General features: G+C 64.7%; 18 protein-coding genes and 1 pseudogene. 7 read left to right on the top strand and 12 right to left on the bottom strand.

Annotation, left to right across the window (positions count from 1 at the left end; translation table 11 throughout):
• Positions 1-414: 414 nt before the first annotated feature.
• Together H4W01_RS03905 and H4W01_RS03900 are read right to left on the bottom strand one after the other, a co-directional pair.
• Positions 415-1,605 (bottom strand): glycoside hydrolase family 130 protein, encoded by a 1,191-nt coding sequence (locus tag H4W01_RS03905; RefSeq protein ID WP_209609978.1) that lies wholly within the window; start codon positions 1,603-1,605, stop codon positions 415-417.
• 11 nt (positions 1,606-1,616) lie between these two features.
• Positions 1,617-2,915, bottom strand: a complete 1,299-nt coding sequence (locus H4W01_RS03900; protein ID WP_209609977.1) for a sugar porter family MFS transporter — start codon at positions 2,913-2,915, stop codon at positions 1,617-1,619.
• Positions 2,916-3,098: 183 nt separating this feature from the next.
• Between H4W01_RS03900 and H4W01_RS03895 the strand changes: the two genes are divergently transcribed.
• Both H4W01_RS03895 and H4W01_RS03890 read left to right on the top strand, forming a co-directional pair.
• Positions 3,099-4,226 (top strand): ROK family protein, encoded by a 1,128-nt coding sequence (locus H4W01_RS03895; RefSeq protein WP_209609976.1) that lies wholly within the window; start codon positions 3,099-3,101, stop codon positions 4,224-4,226.
• Entirely contained in the window at positions 4,216-5,496 is a 1,281-nt protein-coding gene (locus H4W01_RS03890) for an ROK family transcriptional regulator (RefSeq protein WP_209609975.1), read from the top strand. Before H4W01_RS03895 ends, H4W01_RS03890 begins: the two co-directional genes overlap by 11 nt.
• Here H4W01_RS03890 and H4W01_RS03885 read toward each other — a convergent pair.
• Positions 5,443-6,417 carry an ROK family protein gene (locus H4W01_RS03885; RefSeq protein ID WP_209609974.1) on the bottom strand — a complete coding sequence of 325 codons (975 nt, stop codon included), beginning with the start codon at positions 6,415-6,417 and terminating at the stop codon, positions 5,443-5,445. The genes H4W01_RS03890 and H4W01_RS03885 overlap by 54 nt on opposite strands.
• 104 nt (positions 6,418-6,521) lie before the next feature.
• Complete coding sequence (locus H4W01_RS03880) at positions 6,522-9,269, bottom strand: TonB-dependent receptor (RefSeq protein WP_209609973.1); 2,748 nt, start codon at positions 9,267-9,269, stop codon at positions 6,522-6,524.
• Between the two features lie 378 nt (positions 9,270-9,647).
• On the opposite strand from H4W01_RS03880, the pseudogene H4W01_RS03875 reads away from it, so the two are divergent.
• Positions 9,648-9,725: pseudogene (locus H4W01_RS03875) on the top strand (hypothetical protein); the annotation flags it as partial.
• Positions 9,726-9,764: 39 nt separating this feature from the next.
• Here the strand turns inward: H4W01_RS03875 and H4W01_RS03870 are convergent.
• From H4W01_RS03870 to H4W01_RS03850, 5 genes are all read right to left on the bottom strand, one after another.
• Positions 9,765-10,370 carry a hypothetical protein gene (locus tag H4W01_RS03870; protein ID WP_209609971.1) on the bottom strand — a complete coding sequence of 202 codons (606 nt, stop codon included), beginning with the start codon at positions 10,368-10,370 and terminating at the stop codon, positions 9,765-9,767.
• 100 nt (positions 10,371-10,470) lie between these two features.
• Positions 10,471-12,144 carry a putative bifunctional diguanylate cyclase/phosphodiesterase gene (locus tag H4W01_RS03865; RefSeq protein WP_209609970.1) on the bottom strand — a complete coding sequence of 558 codons (1,674 nt, stop codon included), beginning with the start codon at positions 12,142-12,144 and terminating at the stop codon, positions 10,471-10,473.
• Between the two features lie 71 nt (positions 12,145-12,215).
• A complete protein-coding gene (locus H4W01_RS03860; protein ID WP_209609969.1) occupies positions 12,216-12,815 on the bottom strand; it encodes a Smr/MutS family protein in 600 nt (199 codons plus the stop codon).
• Positions 12,790-14,061, bottom strand: coding sequence for a murein transglycosylase A (mltA, locus tag H4W01_RS03855; RefSeq protein WP_209609968.1), 1,272 nt, complete (start codon positions 14,059-14,061; stop codon positions 12,790-12,792). The genes H4W01_RS03860 and mltA overlap by 26 nt, the downstream gene beginning before the upstream one ends.
• A gap of 5 nt (positions 14,062-14,066) precedes the next feature.
• Complete coding sequence (locus H4W01_RS03850) at positions 14,067-14,711, bottom strand: Tim44/TimA family putative adaptor protein (protein ID WP_209609967.1); 645 nt, start codon at positions 14,709-14,711, stop codon at positions 14,067-14,069.
• Between the two features lie 179 nt (positions 14,712-14,890).
• Between H4W01_RS03850 and secB the strand changes: the two genes are divergently transcribed.
• From secB to trpS, 3 genes are all read left to right on the top strand, one after another.
• On the top strand, positions 14,891-15,412 hold the full coding sequence (gene secB, locus H4W01_RS03845) for a protein-export chaperone SecB (RefSeq protein WP_209609966.1): 522 nt from the start codon (positions 14,891-14,893) through the stop codon (positions 15,410-15,412).
• A 63-nt stretch (positions 15,413-15,475) separates the two neighbouring features.
• Complete coding sequence (murJ, locus tag H4W01_RS03840; protein WP_209609965.1) at positions 15,476-17,074, top strand: murein biosynthesis integral membrane protein MurJ; 1,599 nt, start codon at positions 15,476-15,478, stop codon at positions 17,072-17,074.
• A gap of 4 nt (positions 17,075-17,078) precedes the next feature.
• Positions 17,079-18,080, top strand: a complete 1,002-nt coding sequence (trpS, locus tag H4W01_RS03835; RefSeq protein WP_209609964.1) for a tryptophan--tRNA ligase — start codon at positions 17,079-17,081, stop codon at positions 18,078-18,080.
• Between the two features lie 841 nt (positions 18,081-18,921).
• Here the strand turns inward: trpS and dnaA are convergent.
• The 3 genes from dnaA to mutM all read right to left on the bottom strand — a co-directional run bounded on the left by dnaA (position 18,922) and on the right by mutM (position 21,973).
• Positions 18,922-20,292 (bottom strand): chromosomal replication initiator protein DnaA, encoded by a 1,371-nt coding sequence (gene dnaA / locus H4W01_RS03830; protein WP_209609963.1) that lies wholly within the window; start codon positions 20,290-20,292, stop codon positions 18,922-18,924.
• A 515-nt stretch (positions 20,293-20,807) separates the two neighbouring features.
• Positions 20,808-21,071 (bottom strand): 30S ribosomal protein S20, encoded by a 264-nt coding sequence (rpsT, locus tag H4W01_RS03825; protein ID WP_010407564.1) that lies wholly within the window; start codon positions 21,069-21,071, stop codon positions 20,808-20,810.
• Positions 21,072-21,163: 92 nt separating this feature from the next.
• Positions 21,164-21,973, bottom strand: coding sequence for a bifunctional DNA-formamidopyrimidine glycosylase/DNA-(apurinic or apyrimidinic site) lyase (gene mutM, locus H4W01_RS03820; protein WP_209609962.1), 810 nt, complete (start codon positions 21,971-21,973; stop codon positions 21,164-21,166).
• A gap of 213 nt (positions 21,974-22,186) precedes the next feature.
• Between mutM and H4W01_RS03815 the strand changes: the two genes are divergently transcribed.
• Entirely contained in the window at positions 22,187-22,948 is a 762-nt protein-coding gene (locus H4W01_RS03815; RefSeq protein ID WP_010407559.1) for a class I SAM-dependent methyltransferase, read from the top strand.
• The last annotated feature ends 100 nt before the right edge of the window (positions 22,949-23,048 follow it).

The following is a 23,048-nucleotide window of genomic DNA, read 5'->3' as shown; positions in this document are numbered from 1 at the left end:
CGCGTGGCTTGCTGTGTTCCCGTGTTTGCTGTGTTGACACTATCGCGCGTTGTTCCTCGGGGGGATGGATCAATGAACAAACTGGCTGGAAAATCCTGTGGGATGCACGCGGCCTTTATGTCGCATCCGTCAGCCTGAATGGCGTGCCCGTGACTCACGCATATGTGCGGCACGATCAAATCATGGCGGCTGGAGAATTGCGGTTCACCCTGCAATCGATGCCGAACACGGTATGGGCGGCTGGAGCTGCAGATAGGCCATACGCGAGCACCCGGTCGCAATGACCCAGCCGCCCTTTGCGACCATCAACCCTGTTAAGCCGATTCCGCATCTTGCGCGTCGGAGTCGGCTTTCCGTCGCGAAGACGTCCGCCGTGCTGGCCGGCGCGCCGCCATCGCTAGATGCGTCACCCTGTCAGCGCTCCGCTGCACCACGGGTCACCCAGGCAGGCGCAGGCGCTACCGCCACGCCGACATAGGTGTCGGCGGTGCCGTAATAGAGATAGAAGCGTCCTTTGAAATAGCTCAGCCCTTCCAGGAAGGTCGTACCCGCCTGATACTGCCCGCTTTTCTCCCAAGGTAATTCCGGTTTGATGAACGGGACGGTGCTGCGCGCCAGCAGCTTGGTCGGGTCGCGCAGATCCAGCAAGGCCTGGCCGCCGGAATACGCGCCCGGACCGATCGAGCGATCGCGATACGCGTCATTCTCGGAATTCTTGCCGTTATAGAGCATAACGATGCCGCGCTCGGTCACGAGCGGCGGCGGACCGACTTCGGGAAGCTCGCTGTCGAAGAGCGACGGTCGCGCCGCCATCAGCACCATTGGCTCGCCATTGGGCAGGACGACCGGTGACCAATGGATCAGATCGGTCGACCTGGCGATGTGGATCAACCCCTCGCCGAACACCATCCAATATGCGCCGTTGATCAACGCGGCCTTCATACGCCCCCCGTCGATCCGCTGGATGATCGCGGCCGATTTGGTCGAGAGGTTCTCGAACGCGGTGCCAGCGAACGCCGACCCATGCTTCTGCCAATGGATCAGGTCGCGCGACGAGGCGATGCCCAGTCGCGTGCGGTCGTGGTTCCACTGCGTGTAGGTGACGTAATAGGTCCCGTCCGGCCCCTCGCACAGACGCGGATCTTCGCACCCGCCATCCCATTCGGCGTGTTGCTGGTCGTCCTTGTCGGGATAGAGCACCGGTGTCGGACGATAGGTGAAGTGCAGGCCGTCGTCGGAAGACGCATAGCCCAGGCGCGACGTGTGGAAGCCGATCATCTTTTCGTCCGGGCGGTCCTCCGCACGGAACAGGACGACCATCTTGCCGTCGCGCACGACCGATGCGGGGTTGAAGGTGTGAGCTGACATCCAAGCGTCCGGACGTTGGTGCATCGGGTCGTCGAAGACGGCATTCGGGTCGGGCTTGAGCACGGGCGTGGTTGCAGACCGCAAGAAGGGTCCGAGATGCCACTCGGCGCGATCAGTGTGGATAGCGCCAGTTCTTGCAGGGCGCGCGCTCGCCCATGCGCCCGGCGCGACCGCCAGCGCCGCACTGGCACCCAGGCCCCGGAGAAACTCGGCGCGGTTAAGACGGAATTGCGACATCTCAGATTTCCTCAGTGATGGCCGATGGTGCCGGCCAGCGTTTCCAGCGACGTACCTTTGGTTTCGGGGAAAAAGCGGGCGACCGCGAAGGCCCCAGCCAGCGTGATGACCGCGAACACCGCGAAGGGCAGGCCCCGCGCATGTGCCGCAATGATCGGAAATAGCAGCGTGATCGCGAAATTGACGATCCAGTGAGTCGCGCTGCCCATGCTTTGCCCGGTCGAGCGGACCGAGGTCGGGAAGATCTCGGACAGATAGACCCAGATGACCGCACCCTGCGAAGAGGCGAAGGCGAGGATGTACACGACGAGCAAGGCGAGCAGATATTGCGAACCCTGGCCGCTGCCCATTACCAGCGCCACGCCGGCCAAAGCGATCGCCATGACGCACGCGCCCGTAACCAGCAGCGTCTTGCGTCCAAGCCGATCGATCAAGGTCATGCCAACCAGTGTCGCGAGCAGGTTGGCGAGGCCGACCGCTACCGCCTGCAGGTCCCCCGACACGTTGCCGAAGCCGGCGCTCGCAAAGATGTCGTTGAGATAATAGAGGATGGCGTTGATACCGGTGAACTGATTCAGGAACGCCAGCGACACCGCCAGAATGATCGGCTTTTTGTGCAGCCGCCAGTTCAGGCGACCCTGTCCTTCCTCTGGCGCGCTGATCTCGGAGAGCGTTTCATGCGCACCGACGCGGCGCAGGCTGGCCTCGGCCTCGGCGATACGGCCTTTCGACACCAGCCAGCGCGCGCTTTGCGGGATCGCGAACAGCATCGCGAAGAAGAAGATCGAGGGGACCGCAGCCACGCCGACTTTCCAACGCCAGACGTCGATCCCGCCTACAAGCTGCCCCACAAGGAAGTTGCTGAGATAGGCGAGCAGAATTCCCAGAACGATGTTGAACTGAAACAGGCCGACCATGAAGCCGCGGTGCCGCGCGGGGACGATTTCGGAAATATAGACGGGTGCAAGCACCGACGCGCCGCCGACGGCGACGCCGAGCGCCAGCCGCGAAACACCAAAGACGTAGATGTCGGGCGCGAAGGCGCAACCGATTGACGCCAGCGCGAAGAGGAAACCGACCATCTTGAGCGTATCGCGCCCGCCGAGCCGGTTGCCGACGAGCCCGGCACCCAGCGCGCCGACGCACGTACCGAGAAGCGCGACCGCGACGGTAAGCCCCAACCCGGCGTCGCTCAGTTCGAACACCTTGCGCAGCGCGGTGGTGACGCCCGAGATCACGGCTGTGTCAAAACCGAAAAGGAGGCCCGCCAGCGATGCCACTACGGCGGTGAAAATGTTAAGGCGTTTCATCGCCGTACCCCTCCTAACATTGGTATGTTGATTTGTTTTTTTAAACGATGCCGCGCTGGGAGGGGCCTTGTCAATCCTCCTTTTGGCTTCCCCCAAGCGGAAAATCGGCTAATCGATGGCTTGCCCTGCTCTTGAAGATCTAATCCGTTTGCCTCGGACGGATCGGTGGTATCGGTCGGAACAATGGACAGTCAGCCACAAACGGTGCGTCGCCGCAAAGCCAGCCTTTCCGGCACCAATCTCGAACTGACCGGCGACTATAATCAGCGACTGGTCTACCAGGCCGTCCGCGTCAGGGGGCCGATCACCCGCAATGCGCTGATCGAACTGACCGGGCTCGCCAAGCCGACGATCGCGGGCATCGTCCGGCGCCTGCTCGGCAGTGAACTGGTGATCGAGACCAGTCGGATCTTTGGCGCGCGCGGCCAACCCGCCGTCCACCTCGAGGTCAATCCGGAAGGGTGCTATTCCGTTGGTTTGCAAGTCGATGACGACCGCTTGGACCTGGTATCCATCGATGCGTTGGGAAACCCGGTCAGCCGGGGCGTCATCACCCGGCCGGCATCGTCCGGCGAACGTGCGAAGACGCACTTCCGGACACAATATCTGAAGCTCACCGAAGACATTCGCCGCGACCGGATCATCGGCCTGGGCGTTGCAATGGTCGGCAGCGTGTCGAGGGACGGTCGGCACGCTGACCCGGGCGATGGCGACATCGGGATCGACCTGCTGGCTCTGTCCGATGTCTCGCCGGGCGTGCCGATCTACGTCGATTCCGCGCTTGCCGCCGCGACGGCTGGCGAGTCGCTGTTCGGCGTGGGCGCTTCCCTCCAGAGCTATTATTATATTCTAATGGGGCCGAGACCGGTGGGCGGCCTGGTCGCGCATGAGGGGCTCTTCAAAGGCGCGCACCCGGAAACCAAGCGTTACCTCTTCCCGGGTGCCGAACCTGCCTGGTGCCGCCAGGCGGTCGCCGCCGACCGCATGGCCGCGCTCCCCGCGTGCGAGGAAGCGTGGCTGGCGGCCGCCGCTGCGGACCTCATCCCGCTCCTCACGTCGATCAATTGCATGCTCAACCCGGGCGGCGTGCTGCTCGGTGGCAGATTCCCGGACGGATGGCTGACGCGGTTGGCCGAACGATGCAATACGCTGTTGCTCGCCAGCGCGCCGGAGATACCAAGCCACGCCGGCATCCAACCGGCCCGCCTGGCCAGGGACGCGACGCTGATCGGGGCGGCAAGCCTGCCGATGCGGGCAAGACTGTTTCCGATCGGCGAGGCATTGCTGAAGGCGCACGATCATGTCGGGTGAGCGGCGCTCAAGCAGCAACGGCGGTGCGAGTGCGCGGACGTCGCGGCACCTGTTTCCCTTCCGGTCGGACCGCGCGCCGGCGTCGACCGGCATCGACGCGGCAGCCGCCTCGCCCGCGCCCTATCTGACGCTGGATATCGACGCCAATCACAACCAGCGCGTCGTCTTCCAGGAAATTCGAACGCACAAACGCGTCACCCGCAGCGAACTGGCGACCATCACCGGCCTGACTATCCCCACGATCGTCAACGTATCGCGCCATCTCCTCCAGGCCGGGCTGATCGTCGAGGCCAAGCGACCGGCACGCGGTCGCGGCCAACCCGCGTGGGAACTGGAACTCAACCCGGACGGTGCCTTTTCGGCGGGCCTGAACATCGACCGTGACCACCTCACGCTGGTCGTACTCGATCTGAGCGGCCAGATCCGTGGCCGTGTCTCGGCCGAGATCGGCTTCGCTTCGCCCGACGACGCGCGGCGATTCTTCGCACAGAGCTGGCGCGAACTGGTGACCAAGGCACACATTTCGCCCGATCGCGTGGTGGGTCTTGGGATCGCGTTGCCCGACGAGCTCGGTACGCTGGCTTTTCCCGGCAAGCCGCTCACCTATGACGCCTGGGCGCGCACCGATGCCGCCGACCTGTTCCGCGACACCTTCGCCGGTCCGACCTTTGTTGAAAATGACGCGGTAGCGGCGGCGATCGGCGAAGCGCAGTTCGGTCACGGACTTGAAGCGCCGAGCTTCGTCTACGTTCTCATCAGCGTTCTACTCGGCGGCGGCATCGTGATCGACCGCACCTATTTCCGGGGCGAGAATGGCCGCAGCGGCGAGTTCGGCTTTATGCGGGTGAAAACCCCAACCGGCGCGATGTGCACCTTGCAGGATGTCGTGTCGCTGGGTGCTTTGTCCGAATGGTTGAAGATCCGGGGCGTCGCCATCACCGGGCCAGAGGATTTGAAGCGACTCGATGCCGCCGGAACCGCCGCAGTCGAGCAGTGGCTCGAAGAGGCGAGCGGCTATCTGACGAGCATCTTCTCGCAGATCCAGCGATTCATCGATCCCGATTCGATCCTGCTGGGCGGACGCCTGCCGGAGCATCTGCTCGATCGACTGGCGGTGTTGTGCCAGCAAAGGCAGGCAGACGCACAGCCCTGCGAGCGCGGCGACATACGCCGCGCAAAATTATCCTCCGACGCCCCCGCGATCGGCGCGGCGATTCTACCGTTCCAGACCCTGTTGTTCCCATCGCTGGAGATGCTCGGCCGGTTCTGAGCCGCGCGCGTGCCGCACCGCGCGCTCTGCGATCGCAAGACCGCCGATCAAGCCCGAGATTGGCGAGAAGTGCGCAAGAAGAATGTCTTCCGCATCGAATTCGGAGAGATAGCCGTTGGTGAGATAGTCGAACCGCCGGCGCACATCGCTGATGAGGCCGGAAGTGCCGATCACCCCGCCGCCGAGAACGAGCCTGTCCGGGGCGAGCGTGCTGACGATGTTGACGCAGGCTTGCGCCAGATACTCCGCGATCATCGCATGGCCGGGGTGCTCGGCACCCAGAGTGGACAGAGAATCGCCCCAGCGCGCCTTTATGGCGGTGCCGCTGGCCAGTCCCTCAAGACAGTCGCCATGAGTCGGGCAAGCGCCAGGGAAGCGGTCATCGGGATGGCGGCGCACGAACATATGCCCCATTTCCGGATGGCTGCGGCCGGACAGCGTCACGCCGTCGAGTACTGCCCCGCCGCCAATCCCGGTGCCTACCGTGAGATAGCAGACTCGCGCATGACCGCGCCCCGCCCCCCAGCGCCACTCGGCGAGGGCGGCACCGTTGACGTCGGTATCGAGCGCGACCGGAACGCGATACCGTCTGAACGGCGCAATCATGTCGACACCCCGCCACGACAGCTTCGGTGTCAAACCCAGCCGCCCCCAGTGCGGAGAGCCGGAATTGGTATCGACCGGTCCGAACGAGGCGAGCCCGATCGCGGAAAACGGACCGTTCCGCTCGACCTCGGCGTCGAGCCAGCGTGTCACCGCGGCGATGGTTTCCGCGGGTGCCCGCGTTTCGAACTGCGCCTGATCGAAAAGGCTTCCGTCAGGCCCACCAATCCCGACATTGAACTTTGTTCCGCCTGCTTCGATCGATGCAAATCGGCGCATCTGCGGTGCCGGGGGTCCGCGACGGGACGAAGCGTTCATGTTAAATCCTTGCCTGCATCGCGAGGCGTCTTTCGATTGAAAGGTGGGTCCACCGGCGCGGTCGACCGGAGCGGCCGCTGCTCGCGGACGCTCCGGCACAGAACCTAAAACTTGGCGCGCGCGCCGAAGCCGAAGCGGCGACCATAGCCTTCGTAGTCGCCGATCCGGTCGGTCGTGCCCCAATAGCGCACCGCCCGCTCGTTATTGAGGTTGAGCGCCTGGACAAAGACCGTCAGGTTCTTGGTGACGGCAATATTCAAGCTGGCATCCAGCTCGCCATAGGCGGACACGAACAGATCGTTCTCATACGGCCGGCCGTTGAGGGTCACCGCGTTATGCTGGCTGATATAAGCGTTGCGCCAATTATAGGCCATGCGGAACTGGATCGGGCCCTTCTCGTAAAAGCCAATCAGATTGTAGGTCACCGGATCGGTATCGACATAGCCCTGGACGCTGGACGATCCACCGGACGGGTGGACGTAGGACGCGTTTGCCTGGACACCGAGGCCATCGAAGGGCGCGGGCAAGCTGGTGAACGTATATTGTCCCGACACTTCGACGCCGATGAGATCCGATGAATTCAAGTTGAGCGGCTGAGTCACCGTCCAGGTCTGCCCGGCGATTTGTTGAGACGTCGTACCGGTATATTCCAGATCGGACAGCGACTTCTGGAACAGCGCCACGCTCAGGAAATTGGATTTGCGGTGCCAGGTGAGCGCCGCATCGAAATTCCACGCCTTCATCGGCTTCAGGCCGGGATTGCCCTGAGCAATGGTCAGTCCTCCCGCCCCCTGACGCGCGTTGACGCTTTGCATGATCATGAGATCGTACAGCGTCGGACGTGTCAGCGTCTTGGCGACGGCGACCTGCAGCATCAGATTGCTGGTGAGGTCGTCCTTGAAGTTGGCGGCGGGTAGAACCTCTGTGTAGGATCCGCTTTGCGTGTGCGGCGCGACCGGCCCATAGCTGACTTGCGGGTAGCCGGCGTCGGTATACGTCACGCCGGTGATCGCCTGGAACACCCCGGTCGCGTCGGTATCGGTGTGCGTCAAGCGCACGCCGATATTACCCGACCAATGACTTCCCCCGAAGCTCGCCTCGACGAAGCCACCTGCCGTGCGTTCTTTCACCTGTCCGCTTGCGCCCTGATTCACGACCGCGCCGAAGCCGCCGCCATTGGCATCGAGCGCCGCCTTCTGGCCGGGCGTCAAGGTGGCGACGACCGCCGGTGACAGCAGGTAGTTCATTACGGCTGCGTTACGGAAGCCCGGAAAGGGCGTCTGGAACATGCCGGTGCCAAACAGATTGCTGACGTCGCTGACCGGGGAATAGAGGTTGGACGGCAGCGTCAACCCCTGGAACAGCGCGATGACATTGTCCGGAGTCTTGACGGTGACCAACCCCTTGGTGCGCTCCGAATAGTTCGCGCCGGCCTGGATGCTCCTGAAAATGCCCGAACCGATCTTGTACCGCAGCTTGAAGTCGCCCCGGTAGATCTCGTCGCTAAAGTCCTGGCCTTCGAGGGCGTGATAGGCGGTCTTCAGGTTTGCCGAGGGCGAGAGATCGCCGAGGCCGGTAAAGACCGGAAGGTTGTTCGGCCCGAGCGAATAGGTCGCGTTCGGCAACGCACCATAGTCGCTCTCGAACCACGATTGATTGCCACCGTTGTTGTTGGTGGCGGTCGACCACGAACCGTCCAGCGTCATCGACAAGCGCGACGACGGGTCGAACTTGATGTTGATGCCGGCTTCTTTGGTTACGGCCAGTTCCGGTCGGATGTAGTTGACGATCGCGGAATAGGACGTGCCCCCGGAATAGCCGGTGATCGTGTGATTGCCGTTGACCGTCACGCCACTGCTCTGGCCGTTATTGCCCGTAAAGAAGGCTTGCGTGTTGTCGTTCACATCGAGCTTTGAATAAAGCCCGTCGGCGGTGATCAGCAGCGTGTCGGTCGGCCGAAATTGCAGGTTGATCTCGCCCGAGATGCGCCGCCGGTTGGTCGCATTGGCTTCATATTCGGTATAAGCTGGCCCGAACCCTTGCACGCCGCCCGGAACGGTCGCCGTGTTGACGGTTTGCGGGTTCTGATACCCGTCCGAATAGATACGCCGGTTCTCCACCTTGCGATCGATGTAGGAGAAGGACACGAGCGCGCCGAACCGGCCATCGGCAGTCTTGGTGCTGAACAGCGCGGAGCCCTGCGGCGAGATTTGGCCGCGTTGCTGATCGTAATTGCCTTGCGCCGATACGACGAAGGTATTGCGGCGGAGGTCGAGCGGCCGCGCGGTGATCATGTCGACCGTGGCGGCGATCCCGCCCTCGGGCTGCTCGGCAGTGACCGACTTGGAGACGTCGACCCGTGCGATCAGTTCCGCCGGGAGGATGTCAAAGTTGAACTCGCGGCCATTGGAGTCGGTGGCCAGGACCCGCCCATTATACAGCGCGGTGGTGAATTCCGGGCTGAGCCCGCGCACCGAGATCTCGGTCGGCTCGCCCGCGGTCGCGTTATTGCCGTTGACGGTCATGGTCGAGACCGCCACGCCGGGGATGCGCTCGATCGCTTCGGCGATGTTCTGGTCGGGCAGCTTGCCTATGTCTTCAGCGACGATCGAATCGACGATGTGATCCGAGCGCAGCTTGACGTCGAGCGCCTTGCTGAGACTGGCGCGAAAGCCCGTCACCACAATGTCCTGCGACGGCGCTTCGCTCGTCGCGCTCGATGGGGTCGACTGGGTCGACGCGTTCGGCGAAGCGGCTAGCCCGCTCGGACCTTCCTGCGCCTGTGCACCTGACGCAGCCCAGCAGGTGGTGGTCAACAACGCCGCAAAAAGCGCGCGATTCCGCATATTCATGATGTTTCCTCTCCTTTTTAGAATCTCGGGCGGTCAGCAATGCTTCTTGCGGCATGCCTTCGCGCTCGGAACCCAATCTCTTCGGGTTGATAGACGTCTCTCTCAAAGCTTCGGCTGGTGCCGTATTCTGCGACCGCGCGCCCTTGCCCGCGCCTCCTCCATTGCGACCGTGCCGCCTGCGGCACCGCAAACAGGTTAGCTCGAACCTTCTGGGTGCCTTCGGCAGCGGAAAGTTTAGGATGTTGTTTTTCTATAATCACGTCCCGAGCGGGTCAATAGCTTTTTCAGCGCGGTGCGTTTCCACCGCCGTCCCCCTGGAACCGCGTTCGAGACAACCGAAAGGAATGGACGGCCCCATTCGTTGAGAATCGCGACGTGCGCGAAACGATCCGCGCAGCGCGCAAGGACGTGACTGCGAAAGGCTATGGCGGCGACGTCCGCCGCAAGCACAAGCTACGCATGGGGGATTAGGGGGCGCGCGCTAGGACGTAGCAATCACCCCGCCGACGCCTTGGCAAAGAGTTGGTGGAACGCGCGCAGGTCCGCCGCGTCGACGTCAGACACAGCCCAATATTCCAGATCGCCTGCCACCCAACGTTCGATAGTGTAGGTATGGCGGCGCAATGCGCCCGGCGATGCGGCCGGGCTTTGGGGCGCGGGCCGGATGAACAGGTTGATGGTGTGCAGCCGCCGCCGATACACCAGCGCCGCGACCGGCCGATCGCCGATATAGTCGAGCCGCCCACCGACAAGCGGGAAACCTTGCGCAAGGTGCGTGACATCGCCGGTATGCACGATGAAATCGGGCTGCACGGCCAGCGCCCGCACCTTGGCGATGGTTTCCTTCAGCGTCCCGATCACATCCGGATTGGCCGCCTTCTTGAAGCCGATATGGGTGTCGCTGATCTGAAGAAAGCTGAACGGCTTGACGGCGGATACCGCCGCATCGCCCGCCTTCGATGTTGCCGCGATGGCCTGATCCAGCGTCAGCGATCCTGTAATCCCGCCAGCCAGCGCAAACAGCGTGCCCGTCCCCGCCCAGCCCATGCACTCCAGCATACCGCGCCGATCGATCCGCTTATCCCAATGATGATCTGCCATGTCCGTCCTTCCCTGATGGGTTCGACGGTAAGACTGGAATGGCGCGGGTTTTATTCCCGTGTCGGACAATATTCCTCTGTTCGGGAGGCCAATAGGCGGTTCAGCCGACCGCCGCCCAGCGCACTTCGCCTTGGCTCCACGAGAGGAAGGCGGCTTCGTCCATCGGCTGGGCGATGGCATAGCCCTGGATCACGTCGCAGCCGATGATGCGCAGAATGTCGGCCTGTGCCTGCGTCTCGACGCCTTCGCCGACCGCTTGGCAGCCAAGGCCGTGGATCAGCCCGATCACCGCCTGCGCGATGATGCGCGCGCCGGCATCCTCGGCAATATGTTCGATCAGGCTGCGGTCGAGCTTGATCCGGTCGAGCGGGAGCGCGCGCAGGCGCGGCAGGCTGGAATAGCCGGTGCCGAAATCGTCGATCGCAATGGTCGCGCCATCGGCGCGCAGCAGCGCGATCGCCTCCAGCACTTCGTCGCTGCAATGCATCGCCAGCGTCTCGGTGATTTCGAGTTCGAGCAGCCGCGCGGGCGCGCCGACGCGGTGCATGGCGGCGCGCAGGCGGCGGAAGAAGCTGGCATGGTCGAGCTGGCGCGGCGACACGTTGACCGCGAGGCGGTGCTCGATCCCCAACCGGCTCCAGCGCGCGATCGTCTCGGCGACGCTGTGCACGACCCAGTCGCCGATCTCGACGATCAGCCCGGTTTCCTCGGCGCGCGGCAGGAAAGTGCCGGGCAGGCGCAGGCCGTCCTGCGGGTGCCGCCAGCGCAACAGCGCTTCGGCGGCAACGATCTGGCCCGATCCGATGCGGAGTTGCGGCTGAAAGACGAGCGCGAATTCATCGCGGTCGATCGCGTCGCGCAGCGCGCTTTCGAGCCCCGCGCGCTCGGTGATCTGCGCCGCCAGCTCGGCCGAGAAATGCTCGGCGCGACCGCGCCCGCTGCTTTTGGCGTGATACATTGCGGCGTCCGCAGCGCGCATCAGGTCGGTCAGCGTGTCGCCATGGTCGGGGCGCAGCGCGATGCCGATCGACGCGCCGATCGCAACATCGGTGCCCGCCAGATCGAACGGCTCGGCCAAGGCGAACAGCACCGCGCGCCCGACCCGCGCGGCATGCGCGGAATCGACCTGCGCAAAGAACATCGTAAATTCGTCGCCCGCCAAGCGGCCGATCAGCGGGGTCGGGCCACCCTCGGGCAGCGCTACGCTGTCGGCGACCGCGCGCAAGCGGTTGGCGACCATTCCCAGCAGCATATCGCCACAGGCATGGCCCATCGTATCGTTGACCGCCTTGAACCGATCGAGATCGATGAAGAACAGCGCCCCGCCCGCGCCAGCGGGCATGGTCGACAACAGCCGTTCGCACGTACGGCGGAAGTTGGTGCGGTTGGCAAGGCCGGTCACCGGATCGAACATGGCGAGCCGCTGGACGCTGTCGAGGTTGGCATTCAACTGCGCGAACAGCGCATGCATGGCGGTGGCGAGTTGGGGCACGTTGGCGGCGATTTCGGGGGGGATCTGGTCGCTGAGATCGCCCTGTGCCGCCTGCGCCAGGCGGGCGATGGCGGCGTCGATCGCCGACGCTGTCCCGGCAATGCTGCGCTCGGTCGACGCCCAGCACATCGCCGCGCAGACGATCGCCGGGATCAACGCCCGCGAAATGTTGCTGATATCGACGCCACCCGACGACGTGGCGGCGAGCGCGAGGATGAAAGCGACCGCCCCGGAGCACATCGCGAAGACGATTGCGCGGCTTTTGAGCGTAACGCCTTCCATCGCGATATCGTGAGCTCCTGGCAGCGTGGTGCGAAACGCACTGGCTTGCCCAGGAAGATGACAGGCAAAGGTTAAGACTTTCGCGAAGCCCGCGCGCGTTTCAGCACGATGTAGAGCGCACCGCTCCCACCGTGGCGCGGATGCGCCGCGCGGACCGCCGCAATCGCGTCGGCGTGGCGCGACCCGGCCAGCCAGTCGCCGGTCGCCGCGCGAATCGCCCCGCGCGCGTGCGGACGCTCACTGGTCGGGCGCGGCGGCTTTCCGGTGACCAGCAGGATCGTGCGGTCCCCGGCCCGGATCGCCGCGTCGAGCGCACCGTCCAGTTCATTATAGGCGGATTGCAGCGTATGGCCGTGCAAATCGATCGTGCGATCGGGCGAAACCAGGCCGCGCGCGATTTGCTTGTCCCACGTGCCGTCGAGCGTGTTGGCGCTGTTGGCAGGAGCGGCCGCGCGCGCGGGCTTGGGGACCGGCAGCGGTGGGATGCGGCCGACGACGCGCTTGGCAGGCGGTGCCGTGACCGGCGGGGCCACGGACACCGGTGCCGCTGCCCGCGCGGTTTTGGAGCCTGTCGCTGGCGCAGTCGGTGCCGCTTTGGCCAAGGGGCGCACCCCGGCCATCACGCGGGCCCACAACGCCGCCTCGTCAGAACTGAGGTGACGCGTTCCCATCGGGCCTCTCACCAGACACGCGTGCGGCCGTCAGTCGCTGCAGGGTGCCGGTCGGCAACAGCAGAAAGGCGGTGCCGCGCGCGGTCATGCCGCCCGCAATCGCCTCGGCATCGGGGCCTGCGCCCCAAAAGGTATCGACGCGGTTAGCGCCCTTGATCGCGCCGCCCGTATCCTGCGCAATCCACAAGCGGCTGGCGTCGACACGATCCATCGACAACAGGATCGGGGCCCCCAAGGGCACAAAATGTGGATCGGCTGCGACACTCACCCCGCCAGTAACCGCCACCCCCAGCGCGCCCAATGGCGAGCCGGATTGTTCGTGAAAGAACACATAGCTCTTGTTTTCGCGCATGATGTCGCGGCCCTGGTCGGGATGGTCATGCAGCCATTGCGACATGCCCTGCAGCGAGGTCTGCCCCGGCCCGAGCAAGCCGCGCTTTTTCATCAGCGTGCCGATGCCGGTGTAATCGCGGCCATTCTGATTGTCATAGCCGATCCGCATCACCGACCCGTCGGGCAAGCGCAGCCGCCCCGACCCCTGGATCTGCAGGAAGAACAATTCGACCGGATCCGCCGCCCAGGCAAGGATCGGCGCGCGTCCGGCAAGCGAGCCGGTCTCGATCGCGGTGCGATCATCATAGGGGACGAAGCTGCGCCCATCGACGCGACCGCGAATCTTCTTGCCCTTCAACGTGTCGCTGAACTGGCCGAGATCGACATCGATCAAGTCGGTCGGCCGCGCATAGATCGGCACGTCATAGCCGCGCCGCCGCTCGCGCGCTGCGCGGATTTCGGGTTCGTAATAGCCCGTGGCAAAGGCTTTGCCGTCGCCGACCTGCACCGCTTCGAAATATTCGGCGAAGAAGCCGCGCGCCTCGCCGCGGCGGACGCCTGGCGCGGCACCGCAGGCCGCCGCCCAGTCACTGCCGCGCGTGAGGCCGGAAAGATCGCTACGGCGCAGCAGCGACGGGCAGGACGCCTGAAAAGCGACAAGCGCCCGCGCGGCGGCGGCTTCGTCTATGGGAAGCGTGTAAACGGGCGGCCCGGCGACCACGCCCGCACCAGCCGCATTTGCAGTGCTCGCCGCAACCGGTGCGGCGGGTTGCGGCGCAATCGGCGTGGCGGCAACGGGCCTGCGCACCGGTGCGGGACGATTGGCGACCGGACGGGGCCGCTCGACCTGGCCGCCGCAGCCGGCGAGCAAGACGGCAAGCGCAATCGACAGCCCGGCAAAGCCCCCCCGCATCGGCGTTATGCCTCGTCGGTGTCGGCGAGCTTCCAATTCGGGTCGCTGCTCTTCAACGTACGCGCGAAGGTCCAGACATCATGCGTCTCGACCGCATCGGTCATCGAGCCCGCAATCACATTGCCCTCGGCATCGCGCGTCACGGCGGCGATGTCGGCGTCAAAACGCACGGTGATGCGCGCGAGCTTACCCTCAAGCGAGGCGTCGGCGATGACTGCGCGCTCGATCGACACCAGCCGGTTGTCGAGCACATGACCGGCCGTGTTGCGCGCCAGGATTGCGCTGGTGAAGGCATCGCGGACCGAATCCTCGGCGAGCCAGCCAAGCTGCTCCTCGTCGCCCTTCCAGAACGCCTCCAAAATCATGCGATAGGCACCCTGCGCGCCAGCGAGAAAGCGCGGGACATCGAAGCTCGAATCAGCGGCGATGATCGCACGGATACCGGCTTCGGCCTTGGGCTCGACATTGCGGCTGACGGGCTCGCGCGCTTCGCCAATCGCCTCGACCGGACGCTGCACCACCGTCAGCGGCGCGCGTTCTTCGGCGGGCTTGGGCAAGGGCTGTTCATGACCCGTGCGTTTGCCCAGCACCCGATACAGGTTCAGCGCAAGAAACGCAGTCAGCATTACGAGAATGACGGTCAGGAACACGCGGCCTCCGGGGCTTTCAACAGATGCAGTACATAGGCCTAACACGCCAAGGATTCAAATCGTGCAATATGACGAGCGTCTCCGGCGAGTTGAACTCGGTGCCCCCCCCTGCTAGGCGCGCGCTTTCGACGACGCCACGGAGGTGTGGCGCTTATACGATCAGGGTAAGGACGAGTTCCATGAGCGAGCAGGACGACGGCTTCATCACCACCACGGTTCCGACGACCGACCCCTATGGCAATGGTGTGGACACTGCGCCCGCCGCTGGCCTGATCTCACAATATGTGAAGGACTTGTCGTTCGAAAATCCGAACGCCCCGGCCATTTTCCAGAACCCGACCGCGCCCGCCATCGACGTGCAGTTCAACATCGCATCGTCGCAAGTCGGCGAGGACGTCTATGAAATCGTGCTGCGCATCGAAGTGAAGGCCGAGGCCGAAGGCACCGTCGCCTTCCTCGTCGACCTTTCCTACGCCGGCCTGTTCGGCCTGCGCAATTTCCCGGCCGAGCATCTCCAGCCGTTCCTGCTGGCCGAAGCGCCGCGCCTGATCTTCCCGTTCGCGCGCCGCGTGCTGGCCGATGCGATCCGCGATGGCGGCTTCCCGCCGCTGCTGCTCGAGCCGATCGATTTCGCCAGCGTCTTCCTGCAGCAGCAGGAAGCGGCCGAAGGCGGCATTGGCGAGACGCTCGGCACCGCCTAAGGGCCTTTTCAGCCCCCCATCCCCAGGTCCGGATGCGGGGGCTGTTTTTGTGAAGACAGCGCCATGAACCTCGTCAAATCACTCGGCTCGATCGGCGGCCTCACGCTGGCCAGCCGGGTGCTGGCGCTGGTGCGCGATTCGCTCGCCGCCCGTTATGTCGGGGCGGGGTTTGCATCGGACGCGTTCAACGGCGTCGCCTTCCGCCTGCCCAACATGTTCCGCGCTCTGTTCGCGGAAGGCGCGTTTTCCGCCGCCTTCATCCCGATGTTCAACAAGAAAGCCGCCGGGCCAGACGGCATCGCGGCCGGTTACCAATTTGCCGAGCGCGCGCTGGCGGTGCTGCTGCCGATCCTGATCCTGTTCACCGGCGCGCTGATCCTGGCCGCCTGGCCGATCACCTGGCTGCTCTCGGGCGGTTTCGCGCGCCAGCATCCAACGCACGAGCAATTCGCCTTCGCGGTGATGCTGTCGCGCATCACGCTTCCCTATCTCGCACTGATTTCGCTGGCGTCGCTGTTGGGCGGCATCCTCAATTCGCTCGACAAATTCTGGGTCAATGCCGCCGCCCCGATCCTGCTCAATCTGGCGATGATCGTCGGGCTGTGGGTCTTCCACGGGGCGGACGTCTATCAGACCGCGCGCGTGCAGGCGATTTCGGTCACCGTCGGCGGCGTGCTGCAATTGCTGTGGCTGATATGGGCGTGCCACCGCGCCGGAGTCGACATGCGGCTGCGCCTGCCGCGGCTCGATGCCGATGTGCGCGAGATGCTGCGGCTGATCGTCCCCGCCGCCGCCGGGGCAGGTGCCTCGCAAATCAATCTGCTGATCTCGACCTCGCTCGCCGGCAGCCTGCTCGCCTCGGGCTCGATCACGTACATTTATTATGCCGACCGCCTGAACCAGCTCCCGCTCGGGCTGATCGGCATCGGCCTCGGCACCATCCTGCTGCCGACCATCTCGCGCCTGCTCTCCACGGGCCAGGACACAGCCGCGATGGAAACGCAGAATCGCGGGATCGAGCTGGCGCTGTTCCTCACGCTCCCTGCCACCGTCGCCTTCATGGTCGCCGCCGAGCCGATCGTGCGCGGGCTGTTCCAATACGGCCATTTCACCGCGATGGACGCGCGCCGCTGCGGCTGGGCGCTCAGCGCCTTCTCGATCGGCCTGCCGTCTTATGTCCTCGTGAAGGTGCTGACGCCCGGTTATTATGCGCGCGGCGATACCAGGACGCCGGTGCGCTATGCGATGCTCTCGATCGCGGTGAACATCGTCGGCAACCTCATCCTGATCCCGCTGATCGGCCATGTCGGCCCGCCGCTCGCGACGGCCCTCGCCTCCACTGTCAATGTCGCGATGCTCTATCGCACGCTCACCCAGCGCGGCCATTTCGCAGCGGACAGCGCTTTGCGCCGCAAGGTCCCGCGCCTGCTGCTCGCAGCACTCCTGATGGGCACCACCGTGTTCGCGTTCGAGCGGCTACTCACTCCCTATCTCGGCGGTGCGCTGATCGTGCGCTATGCCGCGCTTGGCGTACTGGTCGGCGCGGGCAGCGCGGTCTATGGCGTGGCCTGTTTCGTCACCGGTGCTTATCGCATCGCGGACCTGAAGGCGCTGATGCGGCGGCGCGGCGCCTCCAACACTCCCAAGCCCGCCCAGGAATAAGCATATGCGTGTCGTCTCCGGCATCCAGCCAACCGGCAATCTCCACCTCGGCAATTATCTTGGCGCGATCAAGCAGTGGGTGGCGATGCAGGATGCGATGCCGGAAGGCGACGATTGCCTGTTCTTCCTGGCCGATCTCCACGCGCTGTCGCAGCCGGTGATCCCGGCCGAGCTCAACGCCCACACCACCGAAATGGCCGCCACCTTGCTCGCCTGCGGGATCGACCCCAAACGCGCGATCCTGTTCAACCAGGCGCGCGTGCCCGCGCACAGCGCGCTCCACTGGATTCTGGGCGGCACCGCGCGGATGGGCTGGCTCGGCCGCATGACGCAGTGGAAGGACAAGGCCGGCAAGAAGGGCGAGAGCCAGAGCGTCGGGCTGTTCACCTACCCCGTGCTACAAGCCGCCGATGTGCTGCTCTATCAGGCGACGCACGTGCCCGTCGGCGAGGACCAGAAGCAGCATCTGGAGCTGGCGCGCGACATCGCGGTCAAGTTCAACACCGATTATGGCGACACCTTCACGCTGCCCGAGCCGTTCATCTCCAAGGCCGCCCCGCGCATCATGAGCTTGCGCGATGCCAGCGCGAAAATGTCCAAGTCCGATCCGTCCGACGCCAGCCGAATCAATCTGGTCGATGACGACGACACCATCGCGAGCAAGATCCGCAAGGCCAAGAGCGATGCCGATGGCTTGCCGGGCGAAGTCGCCGGGTTGGCCGAACGGCCAGAGGCGCGCAATCTGGTGACGATCTATGCGGCGCTGGCGGGCGTGACGCCTGATGCGGTGCTGGCGCAGTTTGCGGGGCAAGGCTTCGGCGCGTTCAAGCCTGCGCTGGCCGATCTGGCGGTGGCAACGCTCTCGCCGATCCGGCGGCGGCTGACGGGGTTGCTGGAGGATCGTGCGGCGGTGAGCGCGGTGCTGGCCGATGGCGCTGCGCGGGCGAGTGCGCTGGCGGCACCCACGCTGGCGGCGGCGCAGGCGGCGGTCGGGTTGCAGGTGTAACTGGGACGCTTGCTGAGGGGCGCTTGGAGCACAAGCGGAAGCCAGTACAGAGCCCCTCTCCTTGCCGGAGAGGGGTAGGTCGTGGTCAAGGGATAAACGCGGAGGGCGGTTAACGCCCACTTGCCGCCTCCGAGCATCAGGTGCCATGATCTCACAATGCGACGTTCGTTCATAATCATAGCAGGGACAGCGATGCTGGCCAATGCAAGCGCCTGCGATCGCAAAGAGCCGGTCATTTGCCGGACGTCGCCACCGGAGCGCTCAGAGGACTATCAGCGTTGGGCCGATGACGTCACCGCCGCGCATTGTAAGCACTTGCGCATGGAGCCTGCTCCACCTGCGCGTGAAGCTGCCACCACGAACGTCCGCTAATCGTATTCCCGGCCTTGAACCGGACGGACTGTTACCCACCACTTCCCGCCGTTCGCATTTATAGGACGACAAATAGGCGGAGCGCACCACGCCCATTGCTCTCCCAGCGGAAGCCGGTGCTCTTGCTTCGTTCCAAAGGCCCTCTCGGACAGCCCGTCTGATCACGCGCGAACGCCGCCGCAGGCCGACCCACCCCCAGCCCCTCCCTTTCAGGGAGGGGAGGAAGAAGGCCGCGCGCGTCTCCCCTCCCTGGAAGGGAGGGGTTGGGGGTGGGTCGCTCTCCGTATCGTGAGACGTGAGCCTAACCGAAGACCAAGCCAAAATCCCTCTCCCATCGGGAGAGGGAGGGAGCGGCGAAGCCGCGGAAGGGTGAGGGTGAGCCGGGAGAACGCACGCGCATCACCCTCACCCTTCCCACGCCCCGGCGCGGGCCCCTTCCCTCTCCCGCTGGGAGAGGGAGGTTAAGCCCTTACCCCTCCAGCTCGCGCAGCAAATAGCGCACGGCGGTATCGATCTCGCGGTCGGTGTCGCGCAATTCCTCGATCCGGCGGACCGCGTGGATCACGGTCGAATGGTCGCGCCCGCCGAACTTGCGCCCGATCTCGGGCAGCGAGCGCGTGGTCAGCCGCTTGGCGAGGTACATGGCGATCTGGCGCGGCCGTGCCACCACCACCGCGCGCCGCGCCGAGACCAGATCGACCGGCTTCAGCTCGAAATGCGCCGACACCGCCTTCTGGATCTCGTCGATCGTCACGCGGCGTTCGGCACCGCGCAGCACGTCACCCAGTGTCGCTACGGCGAAGTCGAGGTCGATCTCAACGCCCGTCAGCTGCGCATAGGCCACCACGCGGTTGAGCGCGCCTTCCAGATCGCGAATGTTGGCGGTGATGCGCGACGCCAGCAAATCGAGCACGTCGCCTGGCACCTTCGCCCCCGGCATGTCGACCAGCTTGCGCGCCAGCACCGCACGGCGCAGCGCGAGGTCTGGTGCCTTGATGTCGGCCACCAGCCCGCACGACAGGCGCGAGGTGATCCGTGCCTCGACGCCGTCCAGCCCCTGCGGGCAGCGATCGGCGCTGATCACCAGCCGCTTGCCCGCGCCCATCACTTCGTTGATCGTGTGGAAGAACTCTTCCTGCGTCGAATCCTTGCCCGCAATGAACTGCAGATCATCGACCAGCAGCAGATCGGCCGAGCGCAGCCGCGTCTTGAAACTATGCGTGTCGCGGTTGCGCAGCGCCTGGACGAAATCGAACATGAAGCGCTCGGCCGACATCAGCAGCACGCGCGCGCCGGGCACCGCTTCGAGATAGGCAGCGCCGATCGCGTGCATCAGATGCGTCTTGCCCTGGCCGGTGCCGCTGTGGAGGAACAGCGGGCTGAAGCGCGGCACGCCGGGCTCGGCCAGTGCACGCGCCGCATTGTAGGCGACCATGTTGGAGCCATCGACCACGAACCGGTCGAAGGTGAAGCGCGGGTCGAGCGGCGGGCGATCGGCGACCAACACGGGCGCTTCCACCGCCGCCGGGAGCGAATCGACCGTGAGCACGGCGGGCGCCGGTGCCGCGGTGGCCGAGCCCGTCTCGATCGAAACGCGCCGCACCGTCGGCAGAACCGCGCGGAATTCCTGCAGCAAACGATCGGCATAATGGTTGCGGACCCAATTGGTCATGAACGCCGACGGCAACGCCAGGCGCACCGCCCCCTCGTCCAGACTGGGCAACAGCGTCATCGGCTTGAGCCACTGATCGAACAGCCGCGCCCCGGCCGATTCCCGTAAATGCGCCCGTACGACGGCCCAAGCGCGGTCGACCGAACCGTCCGGCTGCACGCCGTCCACGCTCGTACCGTTCGCGCTCGCCCCCCTGTTCAACGTTACGACCACACCAAAAACCTTTGTTGGACAAGCGGGTGAACCACCGCGCCGCCGGAATTGCACAGACAAAGCCCCCCACAGCCGGAATCACCGCCTGCCTGACGTTGCCATTCGAATTGAGTCGCGAGACGCTTGGTCTGCGCGTTGGAGGGCCAGTTATGAAGATCGCAGCGAGTCGATCAAGGCCTGCCCCTGTCAGATTTTTGAAATAATCTGGATTGACTCGTATCTAGCCACGGATTCGCGTCAAATTTCTTATAAGTCTTTGAATTATAGACTTTAATGTCGTTACACTTTCGTGTCGTTTTTGCGAATCGCAGTGAATCCGTGGGTTGCGGTTATTTGGGGTTAGCGGGGTCTCGAAACGTTCCGCGCGCCACGCCTGCCGATGGGATGGAAGCGACGCGGTTCCACAGCGGACGACAAAAAGCCCGCCGGATTTGCATCCAGCGGGCGTTTTCGCCAACAATCAGCGCGGTTTAGGCCAGCGCGGAGAGGCGCTTGGTCAGGCGCGAGAACTTGCGGCTCGCGGTGTTCTTGTGCAGCACGCCCTTGGCGACGCCGCGCATCAGCTCAGGCTGAACCATCGCCATCGCGGCGGTCGCTGCGGCCTTGTCGCCCGCTTCCAGGGCATTCTCGACCTTCTTGACGAAAGTACGGATGCGACCGGTGCGGTTGCCGTTTACCAGTGTCCGCGCGGCGTTACGACGGATACGCTTTTTCGCCTGTGGCGTGTTCGCCATGAAGCCCTCTGATTCTGCAAATAAGAAAGGGCGGGAGAAAGCTCCCGGCCCCGGAAGCCGTGCGCCTTAGCGAGAACGCGCGCGCCGGTCAATCACCGCTGGCATTTTGGGCACCAAAATGTCGAGCGCCCGCCCTCGGCATAGCGCGCCACCGTGCCCCCGCAGGCACAGGGCTCCCCCTCGCGGCCATAGACCAGGAATTGCTTGGAGAAATAGCCGAGTTCGCCATCGGGCCGCGCATAATCCCGCAAGGTCGATCCGCCGGCCTCGATCGCGGAGAGCAGCACCGCGCGAATCGCCGCGACGAGTCGCTCGAGCTTGGCGCGCGACAGGTCGCCCCCGGCGCGCTTGGGCGAGATGCCCGCAAGATGGAGTGCCTCGCAGACATAGATGTTGCCGAGCCCGGCGACGATTCGCTGATCGAGCAACAACAGCTTGATCGACGCGACCCGCCCGGCAAGCGCCCGGTGCAAATATGCAGCGGTCAAATCGGGGCCGAGCGGCTCCGGCCCCAACGCCTTGAACGCCGGAAAATCGGCGAGCGCGGTCGTCGCCAGCAGATCGACCGAGCCGAAGCGCCGCGCATCGTTGAGCGCGAGGCGCTGCGTCGCGGTTTCGAGAATCAAATGATCATGCGGCAACACGTCGCTGGGGTCGACGCGCCAGCGTCCCGACATGCCGAGGTGGAACACCATGGTGTCGCCGCGATCGGTTTCGATCAGCCCATATTTGGCGCGACGGGAAAGCCCGGTGACCGTCGCCCCGGTCAGGCGCTGGCCGAGATCGACCGGGAAGGGTCGCCGCAGGTCCGGGCGGCGGAGCTGGACCAATGTGATGCGCTGACCATCGAGCACGGGCCGCAGCCCGCGCACGGTGGTTTCGACTTCGGGTAATTCGGGCATTCCCCGCTTTTGCCCGAACGGTGCCAGGGGTCAACGTGCCCACCGTGCTATCGCGTCTCTGCGTCCTCTGCGCCTCTGCGCGAACCAATTTTGTTCGCGCAGAGGCGCAGAGGACGCAGAGAAGAAGAGATTTCTCGGCCACGCGCGGAGCAATTTGGCGGACTGACAACGCGATGGTTTGCGCCGCCGCTTCGCTCGGCTAGAGCGGGCGACATGACCGACACACAATCCGGCTCCGACACCGCCCCCGGCACCGTCTCCTTCGGCTACGAAGATATTCCCGCCACTGAAAAGACCGCGCGCGTCGGCGGCGTGTTTTCGAGCGTGGCGCGTAGCTATGACATCATGAACGACGCAATGTCGGGCGGGATGCACCGTTTGTGGAAGGATCGCTTCGTCCGCCGCGTAAAGCCGCGCGAGGGCGAGCAGATCCTCGACATGGCGGGCGGCACTGGCGACATCGCCTTCCGTCTGGCCGAATCGGGCGCGAGCGTGACCGTCGCCGACATCAACCCGCAAATGCTGGAAGTCGGCATGGAACGCGCCGCCAAGCGCGGCATTGACGGCCTGGTGTGGACCGAGGCCAATGCCGAGACGCTGGTCTTCCCCGACCGCTTTTTCGATGCCTATACGATCGCCTTTGGCATCCGCAACGTGACCGACATCCCCAAGGCATTGCGCGAGGCGCACCGCGTGCTGCGGCGCGGCGGGCGGTTCTATTGCCTGGAATTCTCGACGACGCTGTGGCCGGGTTTTGCCGATGTCTATGACGTCTATTCGCACAAGGTGGTGCCACAGCTCGGCAAATTGCTGGCGCAGGATGCCGACAGCTATCGCTATCTGATCGAATCGATTCGTCGTTTTCCCGATATGCCGACCTTCGAAGGCATGATCCGCGACGCCGGCTTCGTGCAGACCGGGGTCGAGCCGATGCTGGGTGGGTTGGTCGCGATCCACCACGGGTGGAAGATTTGATGGGCGAGACGATCACCCTCCCCTCCCGCTTGCGGGAGGGGTCGGGGGAGGGCCTTTCCAAGAGCCTGGCACCGCAATCCCGTCAGCCCCTCCCCCACCC

Source organism: Sphingomonas sp. PL20 (assembly GCF_017875905.1).
Taxonomy (GTDB): domain Bacteria; phylum Pseudomonadota; class Alphaproteobacteria; order Sphingomonadales; family Sphingomonadaceae; genus Sphingomonas; species Sphingomonas echinoides.
The sequence above is the reverse complement of the archived record's forward strand: the minus strand, read 5'-3'. Positions and strand labels throughout refer to the sequence as shown.

Coding starts and splice junctions, on each gene's coding strand:
- H4W01_RS03870 (WP_209609971.1), bottom strand. CDS start 10,370: ATGGCAGATCATCATTGGGATAAGCGGATCGATCGGCGCGGTATGCTG.
- H4W01_RS03895 (WP_209609976.1), top strand. CDS start 3,099: ATGGACAGTCAGCCACAAACGGTGCGTCGCCGCAAAGCCAGCCTTTCC.
- H4W01_RS03890 (WP_209609975.1), top strand. CDS start 4,216: ATGTCGGGTGAGCGGCGCTCAAGCAGCAACGGCGGTGCGAGTGCGCGG.
- H4W01_RS03860 (WP_209609969.1), bottom strand. CDS start 12,815: ATGGGAACGCGTCACCTCAGTTCTGACGAGGCGGCGTTGTGGGCCCGC.
- rpsT (WP_010407564.1), bottom strand. CDS start 21,071: ATGGCGAACACGCCACAGGCGAAAAAGCGTATCCGTCGTAACGCCGCG.
- H4W01_RS03815 (WP_010407559.1), top strand. CDS start 22,187: ATGACCGACACACAATCCGGCTCCGACACCGCCCCCGGCACCGTCTCC.
- murJ (WP_209609965.1), top strand. CDS start 15,476: ATGAACCTCGTCAAATCACTCGGCTCGATCGGCGGCCTCACGCTGGCC.
- H4W01_RS03905 (WP_209609978.1), bottom strand. CDS start 1,605: ATGTCGCAATTCCGTCTTAACCGCGCCGAGTTTCTCCGGGGCCTGGGT.
- H4W01_RS03885 (WP_209609974.1), bottom strand. CDS start 6,417: ATGAACGCTTCGTCCCGTCGCGGACCCCCGGCACCGCAGATGCGCCGA.
- H4W01_RS03880 (WP_209609973.1), bottom strand. CDS start 9,269: ATGAATATGCGGAATCGCGCGCTTTTTGCGGCGTTGTTGACCACCACC.
- secB (WP_209609966.1), top strand. CDS start 14,891: ATGAGCGAGCAGGACGACGGCTTCATCACCACCACGGTTCCGACGACC.
- mutM (WP_209609962.1), bottom strand. CDS start 21,973: ATGCCCGAATTACCCGAAGTCGAAACCACCGTGCGCGGGCTGCGGCCC.
- mltA (WP_209609968.1), bottom strand. CDS start 14,061: ATGCGGGGGGGCTTTGCCGGGCTGTCGATTGCGCTTGCCGTCTTGCTC.
- H4W01_RS03865 (WP_209609970.1), bottom strand. CDS start 12,144: ATGGAAGGCGTTACGCTCAAAAGCCGCGCAATCGTCTTCGCGATGTGC.
- trpS (WP_209609964.1), top strand. CDS start 17,079: ATGCGTGTCGTCTCCGGCATCCAGCCAACCGGCAATCTCCACCTCGGC.
- H4W01_RS03900 (WP_209609977.1), bottom strand. CDS start 2,915: ATGAAACGCCTTAACATTTTCACCGCCGTAGTGGCATCGCTGGCGGGC.